General features: G+C 65.5%; 18 protein-coding genes. 13 read left to right on the top strand and 5 right to left on the bottom strand.

What is annotated here, in order from left to right:
* The first annotated feature begins 5 nt into the window (after positions 1-5).
* The 10 genes from kdpA (at position 6) to ASF66_RS09285 (ending at position 13,095) form a co-directional block, all read left to right on the top strand.
* Positions 6-1,700, top strand: coding sequence for a potassium-transporting ATPase subunit KdpA (kdpA, locus tag ASF66_RS09330; protein ID WP_056843627.1), 1,695 nt, complete (start codon positions 6-8; stop codon positions 1,698-1,700).
* Positions 1,701-1,710: 10 nt separating this feature from the next.
* Positions 1,711-3,765 (top strand): potassium-transporting ATPase subunit KdpB, encoded by a 2,055-nt coding sequence (gene kdpB, locus ASF66_RS09325; protein ID WP_056843626.1) that lies wholly within the window; start codon positions 1,711-1,713, stop codon positions 3,763-3,765.
* Between the two features lie 16 nt (positions 3,766-3,781).
* The gene (kdpC, locus tag ASF66_RS09320; protein ID WP_056843625.1) at positions 3,782-4,342 is read left to right on the top strand and encodes a potassium-transporting ATPase subunit KdpC; all 561 of its coding nucleotides are present in this window, start codon (positions 3,782-3,784) and stop codon (positions 4,340-4,342) included.
* A gap of 28 nt (positions 4,343-4,370) precedes the next feature.
* Positions 4,371-7,007 carry a sensor histidine kinase gene (locus tag ASF66_RS09315; protein ID WP_056843624.1) on the top strand — a complete coding sequence of 879 codons (2,637 nt, stop codon included), beginning with the start codon at positions 4,371-4,373 and terminating at the stop codon, positions 7,005-7,007.
* 2 nt (positions 7,008-7,009) lie between these two features.
* Positions 7,010-7,717 carry a response regulator gene (locus tag ASF66_RS09310; protein WP_056843623.1) on the top strand — a complete coding sequence of 236 codons (708 nt, stop codon included), beginning with the start codon at positions 7,010-7,012 and terminating at the stop codon, positions 7,715-7,717.
* Between the two features lie 268 nt (positions 7,718-7,985).
* The gene (locus ASF66_RS09305; RefSeq protein ID WP_043193238.1) at positions 7,986-8,264 is read left to right on the top strand and encodes a hypothetical protein; all 279 of its coding nucleotides are present in this window, start codon (positions 7,986-7,988) and stop codon (positions 8,262-8,264) included.
* Between the two features lie 69 nt (positions 8,265-8,333).
* Complete coding sequence (locus tag ASF66_RS09300; RefSeq protein WP_056843622.1) at positions 8,334-9,251, top strand: AAA family ATPase; 918 nt, start codon at positions 8,334-8,336, stop codon at positions 9,249-9,251.
* Positions 9,221-10,204: a DUF58 domain-containing protein gene (locus ASF66_RS09295; RefSeq protein WP_056843621.1), complete on the top strand. Its 984-nt coding sequence runs from the start codon at positions 9,221-9,223 to the stop codon at positions 10,202-10,204. Before ASF66_RS09300 ends, ASF66_RS09295 begins: the two co-directional genes overlap by 31 nt.
* Positions 10,201-12,186 carry a transglutaminase family protein gene (locus ASF66_RS09290; RefSeq protein ID WP_056843620.1) on the top strand — a complete coding sequence of 662 codons (1,986 nt, stop codon included), beginning with the start codon at positions 10,201-10,203 and terminating at the stop codon, positions 12,184-12,186. The genes ASF66_RS09295 and ASF66_RS09290 overlap by 4 nt, the downstream gene beginning before the upstream one ends.
* A 114-nt stretch (positions 12,187-12,300) precedes the next feature.
* On the top strand, positions 12,301-13,095 hold the full coding sequence (locus ASF66_RS09285) for an acyl-CoA thioesterase (RefSeq protein ID WP_056843619.1): 795 nt from the start codon (positions 12,301-12,303) through the stop codon (positions 13,093-13,095).
* Here the strand turns inward: ASF66_RS09285 and ASF66_RS09280 are convergent.
* Positions 13,064-13,294, bottom strand: coding sequence for a hypothetical protein (locus ASF66_RS09280; protein ID WP_049858907.1), 231 nt, complete (start codon positions 13,292-13,294; stop codon positions 13,064-13,066). The genes ASF66_RS09285 and ASF66_RS09280 overlap by 32 nt on opposite strands.
* Before the next feature lie 155 nt (positions 13,295-13,449).
* The gene (locus ASF66_RS09275) at positions 13,450-14,295 is read right to left on the bottom strand and encodes a TatD family hydrolase (RefSeq protein WP_056843618.1); all 846 of its coding nucleotides are present in this window, start codon (positions 14,293-14,295) and stop codon (positions 13,450-13,452) included.
* A 121-nt stretch (positions 14,296-14,416) separates the two neighbouring features.
* On the opposite strand from ASF66_RS09275, the gene ASF66_RS09270 reads away from it, so the two are divergent.
* Together ASF66_RS09270 and ASF66_RS09265 are read left to right on the top strand one after the other, a co-directional pair.
* Positions 14,417-15,838, top strand: coding sequence for a transglycosylase SLT domain-containing protein (locus tag ASF66_RS09270; protein ID WP_056843617.1), 1,422 nt, complete (start codon positions 14,417-14,419; stop codon positions 15,836-15,838).
* A gap of 80 nt (positions 15,839-15,918) precedes the next feature.
* Positions 15,919-16,101: a hypothetical protein gene (locus tag ASF66_RS09265; RefSeq protein WP_056843616.1), complete on the top strand. Its 183-nt coding sequence runs from the start codon at positions 15,919-15,921 to the stop codon at positions 16,099-16,101.
* Between the two features lie 136 nt (positions 16,102-16,237).
* Here ASF66_RS09265 and greB read toward each other — a convergent pair whose 3' ends face one another.
* Positions 16,238-16,729, bottom strand: coding sequence for a transcription elongation factor GreB (gene greB / locus ASF66_RS09260; RefSeq protein WP_056843615.1), 492 nt, complete (start codon positions 16,727-16,729; stop codon positions 16,238-16,240).
* 446 nt (positions 16,730-17,175) lie between these two features.
* On the opposite strand from greB, the gene ASF66_RS09255 reads away from it, so the two are divergent.
* On the top strand, positions 17,176-17,484 hold the full coding sequence (locus ASF66_RS09255; RefSeq protein WP_056843614.1) for a hypothetical protein: 309 nt from the start codon (positions 17,176-17,178) through the stop codon (positions 17,482-17,484).
* Positions 17,485-17,499: 15 nt separating this feature from the next.
* Here the strand turns inward: ASF66_RS09255 and ASF66_RS09250 are convergent, their stop codons facing one another.
* Both ASF66_RS09250 and ASF66_RS09245 read right to left on the bottom strand, forming a co-directional pair.
* The gene (locus tag ASF66_RS09250) at positions 17,500-20,004 is read right to left on the bottom strand and encodes an ABC transporter permease (protein ID WP_056843613.1); all 2,505 of its coding nucleotides are present in this window, start codon (positions 20,002-20,004) and stop codon (positions 17,500-17,502) included.
* Entirely contained in the window at positions 20,004-20,687 is a 684-nt protein-coding gene (locus ASF66_RS09245; protein ID WP_056843612.1) for an ABC transporter ATP-binding protein, read from the bottom strand. The genes ASF66_RS09250 and ASF66_RS09245 overlap by 1 nt, the downstream gene beginning before the upstream one ends.
* Between the last annotated feature and the right edge of the window lie 10 nt (positions 20,688-20,697).

Genomic DNA, 20,697 nt, shown 5'->3' with positions numbered 1-20,697 from the left:
CATTGATGAACAGTCACGATTTCGCCCTGATAGCGGCCTTTCTCGCCTTGATCCTGCTACCGGCGCCCTGGCTCGGACGTTTCTACTACAAGGTCATGGAAGGCCAGCGCACCTGGCTCAGCGTACCGCTGCAACCGGTGGAGAAGCTGTGCTACCGCTTTTGCGGTATCGATGCGCAACAGCAGCAGAGCTGGCAGCAATATGCCCTGGCGCTGCTGGTTTTCAACCTGGCCGGCTTTGGCCTGCTGTTCGCCATGCTCATGCTGCAGGGTTATCTGCCGCTCAATCCCCAGCACCTGCCGGGCCAGGAGTGGACCCTGGCGTTCAACACCGCCGTCAGCTTCATGGCCAACACCAACTGGCAGGCCTACAGCGGCGAAACCTCGCTCAGCTACCTGAGCCAGATGGCTGGCCTGGGCGTGCAGAACTTTCTCAGCGCCGCCACCGGGTTGGCGGTGCTGGTGGCGCTGTGCCGGGGCATCAGTCGCCGTTCGGCCAGTACCCTGGGCAACTTCTGGGTCGATGTGACCCGTGCCACGCTGTATGGCCTGCTGCCGCTGGCCTTGCTGCTCGCCGTTTTCCTTGTCTGGCAGGGTGTACCGCAGACGTTCGCGCCCTATGTGGACGCGCTGACCTTGCAGGGCAACTCACAGACCATCCCCCTCGGCCCGGCAGCCAGCCAGATCGCCATCAAACAGCTGGGCACCAACGGCGGCGGATTCTTCGGCGTCAACTCGGCCCATCCGTTCGAGAATCCCACGGCTTGGAGCAACCTGTTCGAATTGGTCGCGATCCTGACCATCCCGGTCGCCCTGGTCTTCACCTTCGGCCATTACGTGAAGGACCTGCGCCAGAGTCGGGCGATCCTGGCGTGCATGTTGACCTTGCTGTTGCTGGGCCTGGGGCTGTCGCTGTACGCCGAGCAGCAACCCAACCCATCGCTGGCCAGTGCCATGGTCGAGCAGACCGCGCCGCTGGAAGGCAAGGAAAGCCGCTTCGGCACCACCGCCAGCGTGCTTTGGTCGGTGACCACCACGGCCGCCTCGAACGGTTCGGTCAATGCCATGCACGACAGCCTCAATCCGCTCTCCGGGATGGTTGCGCTGGTCAACATGATGCTCGGCGAAGTGATCTTCGGCGGTGTCGGCGCCGGTCTCTACGGCATGCTCCTCAACGTGCTGCTGACGGTGTTCCTGGCCGGCTTGATGATCGGTCGAACCCCGGAGTACCTGGGCAAGAAACTCCAGGCGCGCGAGGTGCGCTGGTTGGTGGCGAGCCTGCTGGTCATGCCCGTGGGTGTGCTGGTGCTCAGCGCCATCGCCGTGAGCCTGCCGGGACCGGCCGGAGCGGTGAGCAACCCCGGCCCCCATGGCTTCACTCAGTTGCTGTATGCCTACACCTCGGCCAGCGCCAACAACGGTTCGGCCTTCGCCGGGCTGTCCGCCAACACGGCCTTTCACAACCTCATGCTGGCTTTGGGCATGTTGCTTGGCCGCTTCGGCTACATCCTGCCGGTGCTGGCCCTGGCCGGAGCCCTGGCCAGCAAGAACGCCAGCGCGCCGAGCGCCGACAGCTTCGCCACCCACGGCCTGCTGTTCATCACCCTGCTGACCGTGACCCTGCTGATCGTGGGTGGCCTGACTTTCCTGCCGGTGCTGGCCCTGGGGCCGATCGCCGAGCACTTGAACCTGCATTTCTGAGGCCTGGACCATGAACCGATCGACCGTTGCCGCTGCCACGCAACCACAACCGCCCGCCGGGGCCACCTTGAGTGCCCTGTGGCGACCCGCGCTGCTGCAGGCGTTCGTCAAGCTCGACCCCCGGCGACTGCTGCGCAGCCCCGTGCTGCTGGTGGTGGAGTTGTGCGCCGTACTGACCACCGGCCTGTGCCTGCTGCCCGACCCGGCAGTGTCGGCCTCGGTTGCCGTGCAGATTGCCGTGTGGCTGTGGTTTACCCTGCTGTTCGCCAATTTCGCCGAAGCACTGGCCGAAGGCCGTGGCCGTGCCCGCGCCGACAGCCTCAAGGCCGGCAGCCAGGGCCTGCAGGCTCGCCGGCAACGTGCCGACGGCAGCTTCGAGACGGTTGCCGCCACCGCCTTGCGCAAGGGCGATGTGGTTCGCGTCGAAGCCGGGCAGATGATTCCCGGTGACGGCGAGGTGCGCGAGGGCATCGCCGCCGTCAACGAGGCCGCCATCACCGGTGAGTCGGCGCCGGTAATCCGTGAATCGGGTGGCGACCGCTCGGCCGTCACCGGCAATACCCTGGTGGTGTCGGACTGGCTGCTGATCGAGATCAGCACCGACCCCGGCGAGTCGACCCTGGATCGCATGATCGCCCTGGTGGAAGGCGCGAAGCGGCAGAAGACGCCCAACGAAGTGGCCCTGGACATCCTGCTGATCGGCCTGACCATGGTCTTCCTGCTGGTGGTGGTCACCCTGCAGCCGTTTGCTCGCTTCTCCGGGCACAGCCTGCCGTTGGTGTTTCTCCTGGCATTGCTGGTAACCCTGATCCCGACCACTATCGCCGGCCTGCTGTCGGCCATCGGTATCGCCGGCATGGACCGCCTGGTGCGGCTCAACGTCGTGGCCAAGTCCGGCCGCGCCGTGGAAGCGGCCGGTGACGTCCATGTGTTGCTGCTCGACAAGACCGGCACCATCACCTTCGGCAACCGCCGCTGCAGCGCCTTGCATGCCGCCCCTGGCGTCAGCGACGCACAGATGGCCGAGGGTACGCTGCTGGCCTCGCTGGGCGATGAAACGGCGGAAGGGCGCTCGGTGGTCGAGTTCATCCGGCCACTGTTCAGCATCGACGAGCCCGCTGACGAACGTTGGCAATCGGTGCCGTTCAGCGCCCAGACGCGGCTGTCGGGCGTCGAACTCGACCAGCAGTGCTACCGCAAGGGCGCGGTGGACTCGCTGCTGGCGTTCATCGGCCAATCCAGGGCGCAGCTTGCGCCCGCGCTGGCCGAACACATCGAGCGCATCGCGCAAAGTGGCGGCACACCGTTGCTGGTATGTCGCGACCGGCAGTTGCTGGGTGTCATCCACCTCAAGGACGTGGTCAAGCCCGGCATTCGCGAGCGCTTCGAGCAGTTGCGCAAGCTGGGCATCCGCACCGTGATGGTGACCGGCGATAACCCGCTGACGGCTGCCGCCATCGCCGCCGAAGCCGGGGTCGACGATGTGCTGGCCGAAGCCACGCCGCAGAAGAAGCTGGCGCGCATACGCCAGGAACAGGCCGACGGCCGCCTGGTGGCCATGTGCGGCGACGGCGCCAACGATGCGCCTGCACTGGCCCAGGCCGACGTCGGCGTGGCGATGAACGATGGCACCCAGGCTGCGCGCGAGGCAGCCAACATGGTCGACCTGGACAGCGATCCGACCAAGCTGCTCGACATCGTGCGCATCGGCAAGGAACTGCTGGTCACCCGCGGCGCCTTGACCACGTTCTCCATCGCCAACGACGTGGCCAAGTATTTCGCCATCCTCCCGGCGCTGTTCGCTGCGGTGTACCCATCCCTGGGCGTGCTCAACGTGATGAACCTGGCCAGCCCGCAGAGCGCGATCCTCTCGGCCATCGTCTTCAACGCCTTGATCATCATCGTGTTGATCCCCCTGGCCCTGCGCGGCGTGCGGGTGCAGGCCGACAGCGCCGCGCAACTGCTGCGGCGCAACGTTCTTATCTATGGCCTGGGTGGTTTGGTGGTGCCCTTCATCGGCATCAAGGCCATCGATATCGTCCTCACCGCTTTGCACCTGGTCTGACCCTGGAGCTTGAATGATGAACAGTTTGTTGCGTCCGGCCTTGAGCCTGATTCTGTTGATGACCTTGCTCACCGGCGGTGCCTATCCGCTGCTGGTGTGGGCGGTAGGGCAGTGGGCCTTTCCCGCCCAGGCCAACGGCAGCCTGGTGCGCGACGCGCAGGGCCAGGTACGCGGTTCCGCCTTGCTCGCCCAGGCCTTCACCGATGAGCGCTGGTTTCATTCACGGCCTTCGGCAGCCGACTACGCGACCCTGGCCAGTGGTGCGAGCAACCTGGCGCCGAGCAATCCAGCGCTGGGCACTCGCGTGCTGGCGCAGGCCGATGAGCAGTTCGATGCGCAGCAAGGTCCGGTGCCGCTGGCGCTGTTGACCACCTCGGCCAGTGGCCTGGACCCTGATCTGCCACCGGCAGCGGTGAGCTATCAGGTCCCCCGGGTGGCGCGCGAACGCGGGCTGCCCGAGTCGACTCTGCGCGCGCTGGTGCAGGCGCAGACCCGATCGCCGGCCATCGGCCCGGAGGTGGTCAACGTGCTGGCTTTGAACCAGGCGCTGGATCGGCTAACGTCACAGTCCCGATGATTATGATGCGATGCCATGAGCCCAGACCATGAGTGATTCCGGCCGCGCCGATGCCCTGCTGGCCGCCTTGCCCCGCAGCGGGCGTGGCCGCTTGAAAGTGTTTCTCGGCGCCGCGCCCGGTGTCGGCAAGACCTACGCCATGCTCCAGGCCGCCCACGCTCGCCAGCGTCAGGGCATCGAGGTCCTGGCTGCCGTGGTGCAGACCCACGGCCGCGCGGAAACCGAAGCGCTGCTGGTCGGTCTGCCCCAGCAGGCGTTGCGGCGCTGCGAATACCGCGACGTGACCCTCGAGGAAATGGACCTGGATGCCGTGCTCGCTGCCCGCCCGGCCCTGGTCCTGGTCGACGAGCTGGCGCACAGCAATGCGCCTGGCAGCCGGCACGCCAAGCGTTGGCAGGATGTGCAGGAACTGCTCGCCGCCGGCATCGATGTGTACACCACGGTCAACGTCCAACACCTGGAAAGCCTGAACGATCAGGTCCAGACCATCACCGGCGTGCAGGTGCGCGAAACCCTGCCCGATTGGGTGGTGCAGGAGGCCGACGATCTGCTGCTGATCGACCTGCCGCCGCGCGAGCTGCTCGAACGTCTGCGCGAGGGCAAGGTGTACGTGCCGGAGCAGGCCCGGGCCGCCATCGACGCCTTTTTCACCCAGACCAACCTCAGCGCCCTGCGCGAGCTGGCCATGCAGACGGCCGCCGCTCAGGTCGACGACGATCTGCACGAAGGCTACCGCAGCCTCGGCCAGCAGGCGCCCAGCGTGCGCGGACGACTGCTGGTAGGCATCGCCGCCGACGAGCAGGCCGAGCGCCTGGTGCGCCACGCCAGCCGCGTCGCCCGCCGTCGTCATCTGCCCTGGTCCGTGGTCCATGTGGACGACGGCTCGCTGCTGGATGAAACAGGGCGTCAGCGCCTGAAACTGGCCCAGCAGACGGCCGAACGGCTCGGCGGCGAGGTGGTGGAACTGCGCGATGCGGAAGTGGCCAGGACCTTGCTGCAACACGCCGCCGACCGCCGAGCCAACCTGGTACTGGTCGGCCAGTCGCGCCGGCGCCGCTTCGGCGCGGGCCTGGCCGAACGCTTGCTGCGCCATCCCAGCGGTCTGGAAATCAACGTGCTGGCGCGGGCTCAGATGCCGTCACCGCCAACGCCGCGCACACGGCCCGTCGGACGTTGGCGCGAGTATGCCCTGGCGATACTGGCAACGCTTTTGGCCAGCGGGCTGGCCTGGGCCGTGGCACAGGTGCTGGACTTGCCCAATATCTCCCTGGTATTCCTCGCCGCCGTGCTGTTGGTGGCGGTTCGCAGCAGCCCGGGGCCGGCACTCAGCTGTGCCGCGCTGTCGTTCCTGGCGTACGACTTTCTATTCATCCCACCCAATTTCTCCCTGAGCATCCAGCGCCAGGAAGACGTCCTGACCCTGCTGTTCTTTCTGCTGATGGCAGCGCTCACGGGCAACCTGGCCGCGCGCCAGCGCCAGCAGCTCAGCGCCTTGCGCGAAACCCAGGCGCACACCGCGCAACTGCTGGAGCTGTCCCGACTGCTGGCTGCGGCGACCGACCGCCAGGCGGTGTTCAGTGCAGCCGCGCAGCACTTGCAGGGTTGGCCGGGGCTGGACATCTGTCTGCTCGAGCGCAGCGAGCAGGGCTGGAAGGTGGCCCAGGGCGGGGCGGTGTCGTTCTCGACCACCGAACTGGCTGCAGCGCAGTGGGCCGGCAACCACGCGCAACCGGCTGGGCTGGGCACCACCACATTGCCGGCGGGGCGTTGGTGGTGGTTGCCAGTAACATGGGAGGGCCAGGTGCTGGCGTTGCTCGCGGTGGCCGAACAGCAGGCCGGTCGGCTCGATGACCCTGGCCGACGCCTGCTCGGCGCGCTGGTGCAGCCGGTGGCGCAGGCCCTGGCCCGCGCGGACTTGGCCCATGACCTGGAAGCGGCGCGCCTGCACGGTGAAACCGAACAGTTGCGCAGTGCCTTGCTGGCCTCGGTGTCCCATGACCTGCGCACGCCGCTGACCGCCATGCGTGGCAGCATCGACAGCCTGCTGGCACTGGGCACGGCCCTGGCGCCGGACGATCGCCAGGCCTTGCTCGAAGTGACCCGTGACGAAGCCGAGCGCCTGGACCGCTACATCCAGAACCTGCTTGACATGACACGCCTGGGCCACGGCGCTCTCAAGCTGGCGCGGGACTGGGTGTCGGCCGGGGATATCGTCGCCAGCGCCGTGAGTCGATTGCGCGCGCCGCTGGCACCGTTGCAGGTCCAGGTGCAGGTACCTGCGCAATTGCCCTTGCTGTATGTGCATGCGGCGTTGATCGAACAGGCCCTGGTCAACGTGCTGGAAAATGCCGCGCGGTTCTCGCCGGTGGGCGGTCGCTTGCAAGTGTCGGCCCGTGTGCGCGATGAGAGCCTGCTGCTCGCGGTCAGCGACGAGGGGCCCGGTATTCCCGAAGCCGAGCGTGCGAAGATTTTCGACATGTTCTACACCGCCGCGCGCGGTGATCGAGGCGGGCAGGGCACGGGGCTGGGCCTGGCGATCTGCCAGGGCATGGTCGGCGCCCATGGCGGTCGCGTGGAAGTCGGCAGCGGCATCGATGGCCATGGCACCTGCATCGCCTTATGCTTGCCGCTGCGCGCTCAACCGGGCGCCGATCCGGATACCTGAGCATGAGCCTTACCCATCCTCCTCTGGCCAGCACCTTGCTGGTCATCGACGACGAACCGCAGATCCGCAAATTCCTACGCATCAGCCTGGCCTCCCAGGGCTACAAGGTGATCGAAGCGGGCACCGGCGCCGAGGGCCTGAGCCAGGCCGCTCTGCTGCGTCCGGACCTGATCATGCTGGACCTGGGCCTGCCGGACATGGACGGCCAGCAGGTGCTGGAGCAGTTGCGCCAGTGGAGCGCGGTGCCGGTGCTGGTGCTCTCGGTGCGCGCCAGCGAGGCGCAGAAGGTCCAGGCCCTGGACAGCGGCGCCAACGACTACGTGACCAAGCCCTTCGGCATCCAGGAATTCCTCGCCAGGGTGCGTGCGCTGTTGCGCCAGGCCAGCGGCAGCCCGGTCCACGAAGCGGCCTTGCAACTGGGTCCGCTGCAGGTCGACCTGGCATCGCGCCGGGTCACCCTCGATGGCGTCGAGGTGGCGCTGACCCGCAAGGAGTACGCCGTGCTAGCACAGCTGGCGCGCTATCCGGGGCGAGTCATCACCCAGCAGCAATTGCTCAAGGACATCTGGGGCCCGACCCACCTCGACGACAGTCACTACCTGCGCATCGTCGTCGGCCACCTGCGCCACAAACTCGGCGACGACCCCGCCGCCCCGCGCTTCCTCATCACCGAACCCGGCGTCGGCTACCGCCTGGCAAGCCCCGACTGACGCGCCGCTCCCAGCCCACACCTATCCCCTGTGGGCGCTATCCCTGTGGGAGCGGGTTCTACCCGCGAAGACGCCAGCCCCTACACCATCAATCCCGGATTTACACTCGAATCCAGCGGTGCCAGTGCCGACGCCTTCGCGGGTAGAACCCGCTCCCACAGGAACCCGCATCACTGGGGGCCACACTACGGACCCACACAACGGCACTTTTTAGATGGCACATCGTCTGACCCAGCATTACCCTGACGTTTTTCCCGAGGTGTCATCGATGAAAGCCTGGATCTGTGTGCCGCTGGTGGCACTGGCCTTGAGCGGTTGTGCCGGCAAGACCGCCTACCGCGACAGCTGCGCCACGCAGCTCGATGGTGCCTGGCACGAGCTTGACCTGGCCAAGGCCGAAGGCCTGGCCGGCACCGTGAGCTATTCCAAGGCGCTGTCGCTGCTCACCGGGGCCAAGACCCAGCAGCAGTTCGAAGCCTTCGAGGGCTGCACCAACAAGGCCGAAAAAGCGCGGTTCTACATCCGCGAGTCGCGTGCCGGACGCTGAAGCACTTCGGTCGCCCAGAGCCGCCTGACAGCGGGCCAGCAGACGTAGTATCGACAAGGAGTGTCTGCCATGCGCAGCCGATTGGATGAATGCCTGCAAGCCGTCAATGAAGTCCTGCTGGGCAAGGAAACCCAGGTTCGCCTGGCATTGACCTGCCTGATCGCCGATGGCCACCTGCTCATCGAGGACTTGCCCGGCATGGGCAAGACCACCCTGAGTCATACCCTGGCCAAGGTGCTGGGCCTGAGTTTCCAACGTATCCAGTTCACCTCCGACCTGCTGCCCAGCGATATCCTCGGCACCTCGGTGTTCGACAAGGACAGTGGTCGTTTCGTCTTCCACCCCGGACCGATCTTCGCCGAACTGGTGCTGGCGGACGAAATCAACCGTGCCACGCCCAAGAGCCAGAGTGCCCTGCTCGAAGCCATGGAGGAGGGCCAGGTCACCATCGAGGGCGCCACCCGTCCATTGCCCCAGCCGTTTTTCGTGATCGCCACGCAGAACCCTACCACCCAGGGCGGCACCTTCGCGCTGCCCGAGTCGCAACTGGACCGTTTTCTCATGCGCCTGTCGCTCGGCTACCCGGCCAAGGCCGCCGAAAAGGCCTTGCTGATGGGCGAGTCGCGACGCGATCTGCTGCCGCGCATGAGCGCCGTACTCGACCACGCGCAGCTGTCCGCATTGCAAGCTCAGGCCCGTGCAGTGCGGGCCAGCGACGCGTTGGTGGACTACGTACTGCGCCTGGTGGAAGCCACCCGCACCCAGCCGCAGTTCGCCTATGGATTGTCGCCACGGGGCAGCCTGGCGTTGCTTGCCGCTGCAAAGGCGTGGGCCTTGCTGCTCGATCGCGACTACGTGATTCCCGAAGACGTGCAATCGGTACTGCCCTCAGTCGTCAGCCACCGCCTGCGCGAACGGGCCGACCCTACCGGTCAGGGCGGCGGAGCGCTGGTGCAGTGGCTGCTGCGGGAGGTGCCTGCGCTGTGAGGCGGCTGCTCGGCGAGCGCTGGCGGCGCTGGCAGGCGCGCCGCTTGCCGGCAGCGCCGCGCATCGAGCTGGACCAGCGCAGAATCTTCATCGTCCCCAGCCGCAGCGGTACCGGTTTCATCGTCGTGCTGCTGTTGATATTCCTCGCCGCCATCAACTACCAGAACAGCCTGGCCTATGCCCTAGTATTCCTGCTGGGCTCGGTGTTCGTCGTCGCCATTCTGCACACCTACCGCAATCTCAGCGGCTTGCTGGTCAGCGGCAACGGCGCCACCTCCGTGTTCGTCGGCGAGCAGGCGCGCTTCGGCCTGCGCCTGGAAAGCGGCGGCAAGGAGCACCAGGCCATCGGTGTGGGTTGGAACGCGCAGCAACTGCAACGCAGCGACGTCGCCCCCGATCACGTACAGGCCTTGGAACTGAGCCTGCCGACCGAGCGCCGCGGCTGGCTTCCAGCACCGCGCATGCGCGTGGAGACCAGCTTTCCCCTCGGCGTGCTGACCGCCTGGACCTGGGTCGACCTGGGCCAGCGAGTGCTGGTCTATCCGCAACCGTTGCAGGGCGAAGTGCCGACCTTGCACAGCGAGTCGGCGGATATCGAAGACCAGGCGCAACGCCTGCACGGCCAAGGCGTGGACGATTTTCAGGGTCTCAAGCAATACCAGCCGGGCGATTCCTGGCGGCGCATGCATTGGAAAGCCTATTCACGCGGCGAAGGCCTGCTGGTCAAGGACTTCGCCGACCTGCGCGGCCAGGAGCTGTGCCTGGACTTCGTGGCCCTGGGCGGCGATGTCGAACAGCGCCTCTCGCGCCTGTGCTATTGGGTATTGGCCCTGTCCCGCGAGCAGCGGCCTTTCGCCCTGCAGTTGCCCGGCAATCGGCTGGATACCGACAGCGGCGATGCACACCGCGAAGCCTGTCTGCGTGCCTTGGCACTTTTTGGAGAACAGCCATGAGCACGCCCGCCGCGATTCCGCGCGTCAGCCTGACCTGGCTGCTTTTGGCGCAGTCGCTGGTACTGGTGCCGCTTTGGTGGCACGTGCCGTTGTGGCTGCTGGGGTTGTGGTTGGGCTGCACGCTGTGGCGCATGCAGGTGTTTCGCATGCGTGCGCGCTATCCGGGACGGCTGATCAAGGTAGCGCTGATGCTTGCGGTGGCCGCCGGGGTGTATCTGTCCAGCGGCACCTGGGTGGGCCTGGAGGCCACCGCCGCGCTGCTGGTGGCCGCGTTCCTGCTCAAGCTTCTGGAGATGCAAACCGCCCGCGATGCCCGCGTGGTGATCTTTCTCGGCCTGTTCTGCCTGGCGGTGGCCTACCTGTTCGATGCCAGCCTGGGCTGGGCGCTGTACAGCGTCCTGCCACTGCTGGCTCTGCTCGCCGCCTTGATCGGATTGCAGCAGACCTCACTCATCGCACGCCCGATGGCCACGCTGAAACTGGCCGGCAGCCTGATGCTGCAGGCGTTGCCGCTGATGCTGCTGCTGTTCGTGTTCTTTCCGCGCCTGGAACCGCTCTGGTCACTGCCGCTGCCTGCGCCGGGGCAGGGCGTGACCGGCTTGTCGGAAAGCATGAGCCCGGCCGACGTGGCCAGCCTCAGCCAATCCGGAGAGGTGGCCTTTCGCGCCAGCTTCGAGGGCGCCATACCGCCCAAGCGCGACCTCTACTGGCGCGCGCTGAGCCTGGATGTGTACGACGGCCGTACCTGGAGCCAGTCGCCCTGGATCCAGACCCAACTGGCAGCGCAGTGGCAACCGACCGGACCTTCGCTCACCTATCAGGTCATCCAGCAGCCCAGCGGCAAGCCCTGGCTGTTCGCCCTGGACGTCGCGCGCACCGCCTTGCCTGGCGTGCGCCAGCTCAGCGACGGACGCCTGCAGCGTCGTCGCCCGGTCGACCAGCCATTGATGTACGCGGCCACTTCCTGGCCGCAGGTGATCCGCGACCCTCAACTGGCACCACCCGCATTGCGCACGGCGCTGCAATTGCCGCCGCAGGGCGACCCGCGCACGCGCCAGTGGGCGCAAGACCTGCACGCCCGTTTCAGCACGGCACCGGTACTGGTCAACGAAATGCTCCGACAGTTTCGCGAGCTGCCCTTCCACTACACGCTCAATCCACCGGTGCTGGGCCGCGACAGCATCGACGAATTCCTCTTCGACAGCCGCCGGGGCTTCTGCGCGCACTACGCCGGCGCCATGGTCTACGCGCTGCGCGTGGCCGGCGTGCCCGCGCGCGTGGTGGCCGGCTATCAGGGCGGCGAGGTCAACCCGGCAGGCAACTACCTGACCGTGCGTCAATTCGAAGCCCATGCCTGGGTCGAGTACTGGCAGTCAGGCATCGGTTGGCAACGGGCCGATCCCACTGCCGCAGTGGCACCCGCGCGGGTCGAGCAGGGCTTGCAGCAGGCGCTCTCGGCGGATGAAGAATTCCTCGCCGGCTCACCGTTCTCGCCCTTGCGCTACCCGCATCTGACGTGGCTCAACGACCTGCGCCTGCAGTGGGACAATCTCAACTACGGCTGGCAGCGCTGGGTGTTGGAGTATCAGGGCGAGCGCCAGATCGAATTTCTCGCGCGCTGGTTCCAGGGCCTGCAGCGCTGGGCGCTGCCAGTCGGCGGGTTGTTGTTCATGGTGCTGGCCAGTGTCTGGCTGCTCAAACCGTGGCAGCGTCGGACCGATCCCCAGCTCAAGGAGTTCGTCGCCTTCGAGCGTCTGTTGCGTCGGCGCGGCCTCGTGCGGCATACAGGCGAGGGAGCCATGGCATTCGCCGAGCGCGCAGCGGCTCATCTGCCCAAGCAGAGCGAAGCCATCCTGGCCTTCGCCTACGCCTTCATGGCCCAGCGCTACGCCGGTCGACCGGTATCCCGCGAGCAATTGCGCGCTGCGTTGGCGACCTTGCGCCGACAACTGGCGACCGCGCCTGGCCCAGGGCCCCGCTAGCGGCGTATCGCCACGAAAGCTGAGAGAACTGTAAATTGGCCGATATGAAACCTGCGGTCGGGCGCCGAGCTGGCTACCATCTAGCCCATCGACCCTCACCCTCAAGGCCGGCCCATGAACCTTCGCGACCTGCTAGCAAGCGCACGACGTCCACCCCACAGTGTCACCGTACCTCGCGAATGGAGCCAGGGCCGCGCCTGTTACGGCGGGCTCATGGCCGCTTTGCTGCACGAGGCGATGGCGGCGCACGTTCCCGACCGACCGGTCCGCTCGATGGCGATTACCTTCGTGGGCCCCGCCGAATTGGACGTGCCCATCGATCTGCAGGTGGAAATACTGCGCGAGGGCAGTGCCGTGACCTCGGTGCTGGCCCGTGCAGTTCAGCACGGTCGCACCATGACCGTGGTCCAGGCCAGTTTCGGCCTGGCGCGGCAATCGGCAATCGACATCAGCGCAATGCCGGTGGCGCCCATGAAACCCTTGGCCGAATCGACACCGCTGCCGTACCTGCCAGGCGTTACCCCGGAGTACATTCGGCACTTGGACATGCGATGGGGCATCGGTGCACTGCCGTTCAGCAATACACCGGTCGCCGGGATCGGCGGATGGATGCAGTTACGCGAACCTGAGGTCAACGAGCCCATCACCGAAGCGCTGCTGCTGGTGCTGGGAGACGCCTGGCCACCCGCGCTGTTGCCTTATCTGAGCAAACCCGCACCTGGCAGCAGCCTGACCTGGACGATCGAATTCATCCAGCCCTTGCCCGCCATGGGAAGCCTGGACTGGTGCCGCTACCAAGCCGTGATCGAACATGCCCGGGACGGCTATGGCCACACGTCCGCGGCCATGTGGAACCCTCAAGGCGAGCTGCTGGCGATCAGCCGGCAGACGGTGACGGTGTTTGGCTGAGCGCGTGCTGCGGGCGACCCAGCGCGAAGGCGGCAACCAGGCCGATCACGCCGATGGCAGCCTCGGCAATGCTGGAGCAGGCAGCCGCATCGACCAGCATCAGGGCAGACAGGGCCAGCAACGGCAGGGCAATGGCTCGCGAGACGCGGATGCCGTTGTTCGGGTCGTTGACGATGTTCAGGGCGTTCATATCGTTCATGGCTCAATGCTCCATAGGCATGGTGCAACAGGACCTGGGTTCAGCAAGGCGGGTAGCATGAGCTGTAGAGTCCAGCCAACCGCCGATTGTTCAAGCCAGATCCAGATCCGGATCGGTTGAGAACGATAATAGTCACCGCTCGCATCGCCCGCGAATCAAGCTTTGCTATCAGCATCATAGAGAGCGGGCGCGCCCGTGCCGATCTCAGGCAGGCCAAAAAATGCCCGTGCGCACGCGGTCGTACTCCACGCCAGATCGGCCAGGCTTTCACCCCGATGCTGGGCCACCTCGCGCAAAACCTCGGTGAGAAAGGCCGGTTCGTTGCGGCCACTCTTGGGCTTGGGCCGCAAGGTGCGCGGCAACAAATACGGTGCATCGCTCTCCAGCATCAGCCGCGAGGCGGGAATGCTGCCCACCAGCGGGTGCAGGTGAGTGCCGCGACGCTCATCGCAGATCCAGCCGGTGATACCGATGTGCAGGTCCAGGTCCAGGTAACCGAACAAGGCCTTGCGCTCGCCGGTGAAGCAGTGCACGACGGCTGCCGGCAGGTGGTCGCGGTAGTCCTTGAGAATGTCCAGCAGGCGCTGAGGCGCATCGCGTTCGTGGAGAAACACCGGCAGCTGCAGCTCGACAGCCAGCGCCAGGTGCTCCTGCAACACTTTCTCCTGCTGTGGTCGCGGCGAGAAGTCGCGGTTGAAATCCAGACCGCATTCGCCCACTGCCCTGACCTGTGGCTGGCTCAGCAGATCACGCAAACGCGTGGCACTGTCGCCGTTCCACTCGCTGGCGCTGTGCGGGTGGATGCCGGCGGTGGCGAACAAGCGCTCACCGGCTTCGTCCCACTGCTGACACAGCTGCAAGGCCTGTTCGCTGCCCTCGACACTCGTGCCGGTGAGCACCAACTGACAGACGCCAGCGGCGTAGGCCCTCTGCAGAATGGCCTCGTGCTTTTGCGCGAAGCTCTCATGGGTAAGGTTGACGCCAATATCGATGAGTTGCATGGTGCTACCTCAAAGCAGGAGGCGAAAAGCATACCAGAGCTTGGTGATCGGCAAGAAAACCAAGAACTTCAAAAGGTTATGGCGGTCTTTGAGGGCTGCTCGAGACATTTGCCGGGGAACCATGGGCGCAAGATCACTGATTGTCATGCTGTGTCTGGTCCTCGGACTGCCCTCGGCAGCCGCCGCTCGTCCGGCAGGTCCCCCGTTGGCGGCACACCCGGCCAAGGTCCGCGACCTGGCCCAGATTCAGTCGAGCCGCGTGTTGCGCGTGCTGGTCAATCAGAGCCGCAACAGCTCCGGCCAGGTCCGTGGCCAAGCCATCGGCGTCGAATACCATCGCCTGCAGGCGTTCCAGAACTTCCTCAACGCCCACGCCGGCAAAGGTCAGGCGTTGCAACTCAAGATCATTCCGCGAGCCAAGGAACAACTGCTCGGCGCCCTGCAGCGTGGCGAAGGCGATCTGGTCGCGCCGGGCGAACTGATGGAGTTGCATCCCGCCAGCAAGGTCGCGGCCAGCGATGCCGTGATCGCCAACGTGCCATTCGTGCTGGTCAGCGGCAAAGGCGGGCGGCGCCCGGTGCGGGTCGAGCAACTGGCAGGCAAAACCCTCGCCTTGCCCAATGGCAGCGCTGCGGGCGCCGCCATCGAACGCCTGAATCAGAAGCTGGCCCTGCGCAAACTGGCGCCCATCGACATCGAATGGGTCGACCCCAGCCTGGCCGTGGAAGACGTGCTGGAGATGGTCCAAGCCGGGATCTACCCGCTGACCGTGGTCGAATTGCCCATCGCCGAGCGCTGGGCCAAAGTCATGCCACGGCTGCGGGTGGACCGCCGTGTGGTGCTCAGCGCGCCCGGCTCGGTGAGCTGGTACGTGCGCCGCGACGCGCCGCAGCTCGGCGCCAGCGTCGATCGCTTCCTGGCGTCCTATAAGGCGCCGAGCGACCAGGACGCCGCGTTCGTCAAGGTTTACCGTGGCCTGTACAAGGTTCACTACCCACTGGCCCGCAGTGATCGCCAGCGGCTGGAAAAACTGCGTCCGGTCCTCCAGCGCCACGCCCGCGAGCAACGCATGGACTGGCTCAACCTCGCCGCGCTGGCCTTCAAGGAGTCCAAGCTCGATCCGGCGGCGCGTGGTGGCGGCGGCGCCACCGGCCTGCTGCAGATCACCCCGGCGGCGGCTCGTCGGGTAGGCGTGGGTAACATCCAGGACGTCGACAACAACGTGCAGGCCGGGGCCAAGTACCTGGCGATGATCCGTCGCAAATTCTTCTCCAGCAACAAGCTCAACGAACGTGAACGCATGGCCTTCACCCTGGCCGCCTACAACATGGGCCCTGAACGGGTGCAGGCCATGCGCAAGGAAGCCCGCCGCCGTGGCCTCAACCCCGACCAATGGTTCTTCCAGACCGAGCGCATCGCCATGGAACAGATGGGCATGGCCTCGGTGAGCTACGTCAACAGCGTGAACAAGTACTACCTGGCGTTCGCCCGCGAACGCGATTCGCTGGAGCCAGGCGCGCGCAAGCTGGCGTCGGCGCGTTGAATCTTTGGCTGGATAATCGATCTTGTCGACTACACATACCGCAACACTGTACAGATCCGCCGAGAAACAGGAGAAAGTTCATGCTCGGGTTGCTTTTCAAAATCAGTAAACGAGAGAAAGAAATCTTGGATTCGCTGCGTGAGCTCCGGACACTGCGCGTCAGCAATCGTGGCGGCATGTCGATCGACTCGCAGGAAATTCTGATGAATGAGTGTTTCATCGAGGCCAGCAAGAGAGCCAGGAAAATCGTGGCCCGTGGCTGATGGGTCTGTTTCTCCTCCTGCCCGTCCTGGTCAGTGGATATCTGCACTGCAATGCAAACACCCTACGCTTCTCCACATCCGGCGCGGCCAGTCAGAACGCTCTCGCAGCACACGGAGCAAGCATTAGCTTAGGCGCCTAAAGTTCGGCAGAAGGTTGGTCGTCGTATGATATACGCGCGACAAACCATATAGCTTCGCCTGTCGGAGTCTGCACCACGACCTCATCACCTTCTTCTTTTTTGAGAAGGGCGCGAGCCATGGGAGAGTCGATGGAAATGTAGTCATTTCGACCGTAGATTTCATCGTAGCCGACGATTCTGAATCGCTTGCTTTCGCCATTGTCGTTGTCGATCTCCACCCATGCGCCGAAGAATACCTTGCCTTCCTGTTCAGGTGCGTAGTCCACGACCCGCACATCTTCCAGCCGCTTGCGAAGGTATCTGATTCGACGGTCGATCTCCCGGAGCAGCTTCTTGTTGTACTGATAGTCAGCATTCTCGCTTCGATCACCAAGAGACGCTGCCCAGGCGACCTTTTGGGTGATTTCAGGGCGATAGGTATGCCAAAGATGATCCAGTTCCGTCTTCAACGCAGTGTGCCCGGCGCGGGTAATGATATTAGTGGGCAATACTGGCTCCAAGTGTGGTCGGGTGATTTACATCTGCAGCATTGCGCCTCAGCCTGTGCATCTTGGACAAGCGCTGCTCGGTTGTTCGAGCGCTGAGGCTAACATGCAAAAAGGCTGCGCTTGTAGCCACGAGATCTGTTTCAGTACCTGGACCGTATTACCTACCAGCCTCTGTCTCCTGCTACTGGTAGGAAAGGCCTCGCGCAACGTCCGCCAATCTTGGCGAGTGCAGGGGCTGCAAGCCTTAGAAACCTGGAGCGGGGTTGTTGACACGCGCCCGGCGCGTTCACTACGATTACCCCTCATGCGCCGATTTAGACAGCTACTTGCGGGGCGCCTGGAGGTTCTTGCGAGCCTTCGAAATACCGCTAAAGCGCTGGTTCGGTGATGCCTCCCACCGCTGTCCAGCTCTCCCACATGAAGCGGTCGAGGCTGAGAACACCATCATGAACTGTCCCCGTCCCATCGTTTGTCTGGCGCCGATCCCGGCGAGTCCTTCCCTGCGCAACCCGCGCATCCTGCTGGTGGGCCAGCACCAACCCAACCTGCTGCGCAGCCTCGATGGCTGGCCTCGCCGTCGTGGCAAGTCCGGTGCTTTCGTGGCTCGCTTCATCGACCAGCACAGCGCCTTGAAAGGTTTGCCCGACAACAGCTTCGAACTGGCCGTGATCCAGGCACCGTCGGCGCAGGATGCCCATGAGGTGATTACCCATGCCGTGCGCATTGCCCGGCAGGGGCTGATCACCCTTCGCTGATCGGCGGGTAGCGCGTCAGCCTTCTCTGAGCACCTGCAGCGGGCTTGCATTGAGGGCTCGACGTGTGCCGAAGACGCCGGCCCCACCGACCAGCAGCGCACCGATCAGCGGCAAGCAAAGCAACCACGGATGCGGTGTCCAGGCCAGGTCGAAGGCATAGCGATACAGCACAAAGCTGATCAGTTCGCTGCCCAACGCCGCCAGCACACCGCTGGCGGCACCCAGCAGACCGAACTCGATGCGCCGTGCCTTGACCAGCAAGCGCCGCTCGGCACCCAGCGCCCGCAGCAGTGCGCCTTGCCGAATGCGCTCGTCCAGCGTCGCCTGCAACCCGGAGAACAACACGGCCATGCCCGCGGCAAGCACGAACAGCAGCACGTACTCCACCGCCAGGGTGACCTGAGCCAGGATGCTGCGCAGCTGTTCCAGCAGTGCCTCCACCCCCAGGATGGTCGCCGCAGGGAAGGCGCGAGACAGCTCGACCACCTGTGAATCATGCCCAGGAGCGATGTAAAAGCTGGTCAGATAGGTGGTCGGCAGGTCATCGAAGGTGCCGGGCTGGAAGATCATGAAGAAGTTGGGCTGGAAGTTGTTCCAGTCCACGGTGCGCAGGCTGGTGACCACCGCGTCGCGATTGGAGCCGCCAATGTTGAAGGTCAAGCGGTCGCCCAGTTTGAGCTTGAGGCTTTGCGCAACGCCTTCTTCGACCGACACACCGGGCAGGTCCTGGTTCGGCGTATCGCTCCACCATTGCCCGGCGGTGATCCGATTGCCGTTGGGCAGATGCTCGGCCCAGGTCAGGCTCAAATCTCGTTGCACTGCGCGTTCACCGCGGGAATCCTTCTCGACCAGTTCCTGCACCGGCGCATCGTTGATATCCACCAGGCGTCCCGGCATCACCGGGTACAGGGGCGCCGCACGGGCGCCGGCGTCCTGCAGGTGACGCGCGAAGGCATCGCGCTCGTCCGGCAGGATGTTCAGGGCAAAATAGTTCGGCGCATCCTTGGGCAACTGGTTCTGCCAGTTGTCCAGCAACTCGCCACGCAGCAGTGCGATCAGCGTCATGGCCAGCAGAATCAGGCCGAAGGCCAGGGCCTGGCCAGCCGCAGCCAGCGGATGCCGAAGCAGTTGCCCAAGCCCCAGACGCCAGGGCAGGGTGGAACGGGCCAGCAGACGGCGCAGGCTTTTCAGGCCCAGCAGCAACAGGCCACCCAAGATCAGCGCAGCCAGCAGGCCACCGGCGAGCAGGGCGAAGGTCAGGACCAGATCGAGGCTCAACCGCCACATGATCAGGCCCAGCGCCAGCAGCGCAGTGCCGTACACCAGCCAGGTGCTGGTCGGCACCGGCAGCAGGTCGCGCCGCAACACGCGCAGCGGCGGTACCGCGCCCAGGGCCGCCAGCGGTGGCAGGGCGAACCCGGCCAGGGCGACCAGCCCGGTACCGATGCCGGCCAACGCGGGCAATACGCCCCCGGCCGGAACCACGGCAGGTAACAAGCCATGGAGCATCTGGAACAGCACCAGTTGCGCCAACCAGCCGATCAGCGCACCGCTCAGACACGCCAGCACACCGAGCAGGGCCAGTTGCACGCAGAACATCAGCATCACTTCGCGGCGTGACAAGCCCAGGCAGCGCAGCAGGGCACTGGCATCGAAACGTCGCGCGGCGAAGCGGCTGGCCGACATGGCCACCGCCACGCCGGCGAGCAGTACCGCCACCAGGCTGGCCATGTTCAGATAGCGTTCGGCCTTGCCCAGCGCGCCGCCGATCTGCTGGTTGCTGTCCTTGGAATCACGCAGCCGCTGGTTGGGCTCGAGCGCCGACTCCAGTCGCTGCTGATAGCTGGCCAGTTGCTCGGGCGTGCCACGCCAGAGCTCGCGGTAGGTCACTCGGCTGCCTGGCTGCACCACGTTGGTGGCGGCCAGGTCCTGCAGGTTGATCATCACCCGTGGCGTCAGGCTATAGAAGTTGCCGGCTCGGTCCGGCTCATAGGTCAGCACCCGTGCCAGGCGCAGGGTCTTGCTGCCCACATCCAGGGTGTCGCCAACCTTGAGGTTCAGCGCTGCCAGCAAGCGTGACTCCGCCCAGGCCTCACCGGGCGCCGGGCCTGCGCCGGCTGTTTCCTCTCCATAGGGCTGCGCGGCGCTCTTGAGCTCGCCACGCAACGGGTACGCCTCATCGACCGCCTTCACGCTGGACAGCTGGATGCCGTTGTCGGCGGCGATCACGCTGGCGAACTCGACCACGCGCGCATGCTCGAGCCCCGCCTGGGTGCCGGCATCGATCTGTTCCTGGCGGGCCGGGCTGCTGCCTTGCAGGATAAGGTCGGCGCCAAGGAACTCGGTCGCGCGCAGTTGCATCGCGCCATTGAGGCGCGCCCCGAAATAGCCGATCGCAGTGCTGGCAGCGACCGCCACCAGCAGGGCAAAGAACAGTACGCGCAGCTCGCCGGAGCGGGCGTCACGCAACAACTGCCGGGCGGCCAGGGCCACCAGGCGGAACATCGGCAAGCCGACCATCAGGGCTCCAGAGGCGCGACGAGGCGCCCGGCATCGAGGCGGATCAAACGCTGGCAGCGATGCGCCAGGCGCTCGTCGTGGGTTACCAGCACCAGGGTCGTGCCGCGCTCCTTGTTCAATTCGAAGAGCAGGTCACTGATGCGCTCGCCGGTATGGCTGTCGAGGTTGCCGGTGGGTTCGTCGGCGAACAGCACGTCAGGTTCGGCAGCGAAAGCGCGGGCGATGGCCACGCGCTGTTGTTCGCCGCCCGAGAGCTGGCGCGGCGAGTGTGTCAGGCGTTTGCCCAGGCCAACCCGTTCGAGGAGGTTGCGCGCATGCTCCCGGGCATCCTTGCGGCCGTCGAGCTCCAGCGGCAGCATCACGTTTTCCAACGCATTGAGGCTGTCCAGCAGTTGGAACGACTGAAACACGAACCCCACGTGTTCGGCGCGCACCCGAGCCCGCTGGTCCTCGTCGAGGGTGCCGAGGTCCTGGCCAGCCAGGGTCACGCTGCCCGCACTGGGCAGGTCCAGGCCAGCCAGCAGGCCAAGCAGGGTAGATTTGCCCGAACCCGAGGCACCGACAATCGCCAGGCTGTCGCCTTTCGCCAATTGCAGGGAGAGTTCGTGCAGTATGGTCAGTTCACCTTCCGCGCTGGTGACCACTTTGCTAAGGTTCCGCGCTGTAAGAATGCTTGCGCCCATGGAGAGTCCC

This window comes from Pseudomonas sp. Leaf129 (assembly GCF_001423465.1).
In the GTDB taxonomy this organism is placed as follows: Bacteria; Pseudomonadota; Gammaproteobacteria; order Pseudomonadales; family Pseudomonadaceae; genus Aquipseudomonas; species Aquipseudomonas coleopterorum.
The sequence above is the reverse complement of the archived record's forward strand: the minus strand, read 5'-3'. Positions and strand labels throughout refer to the sequence as shown.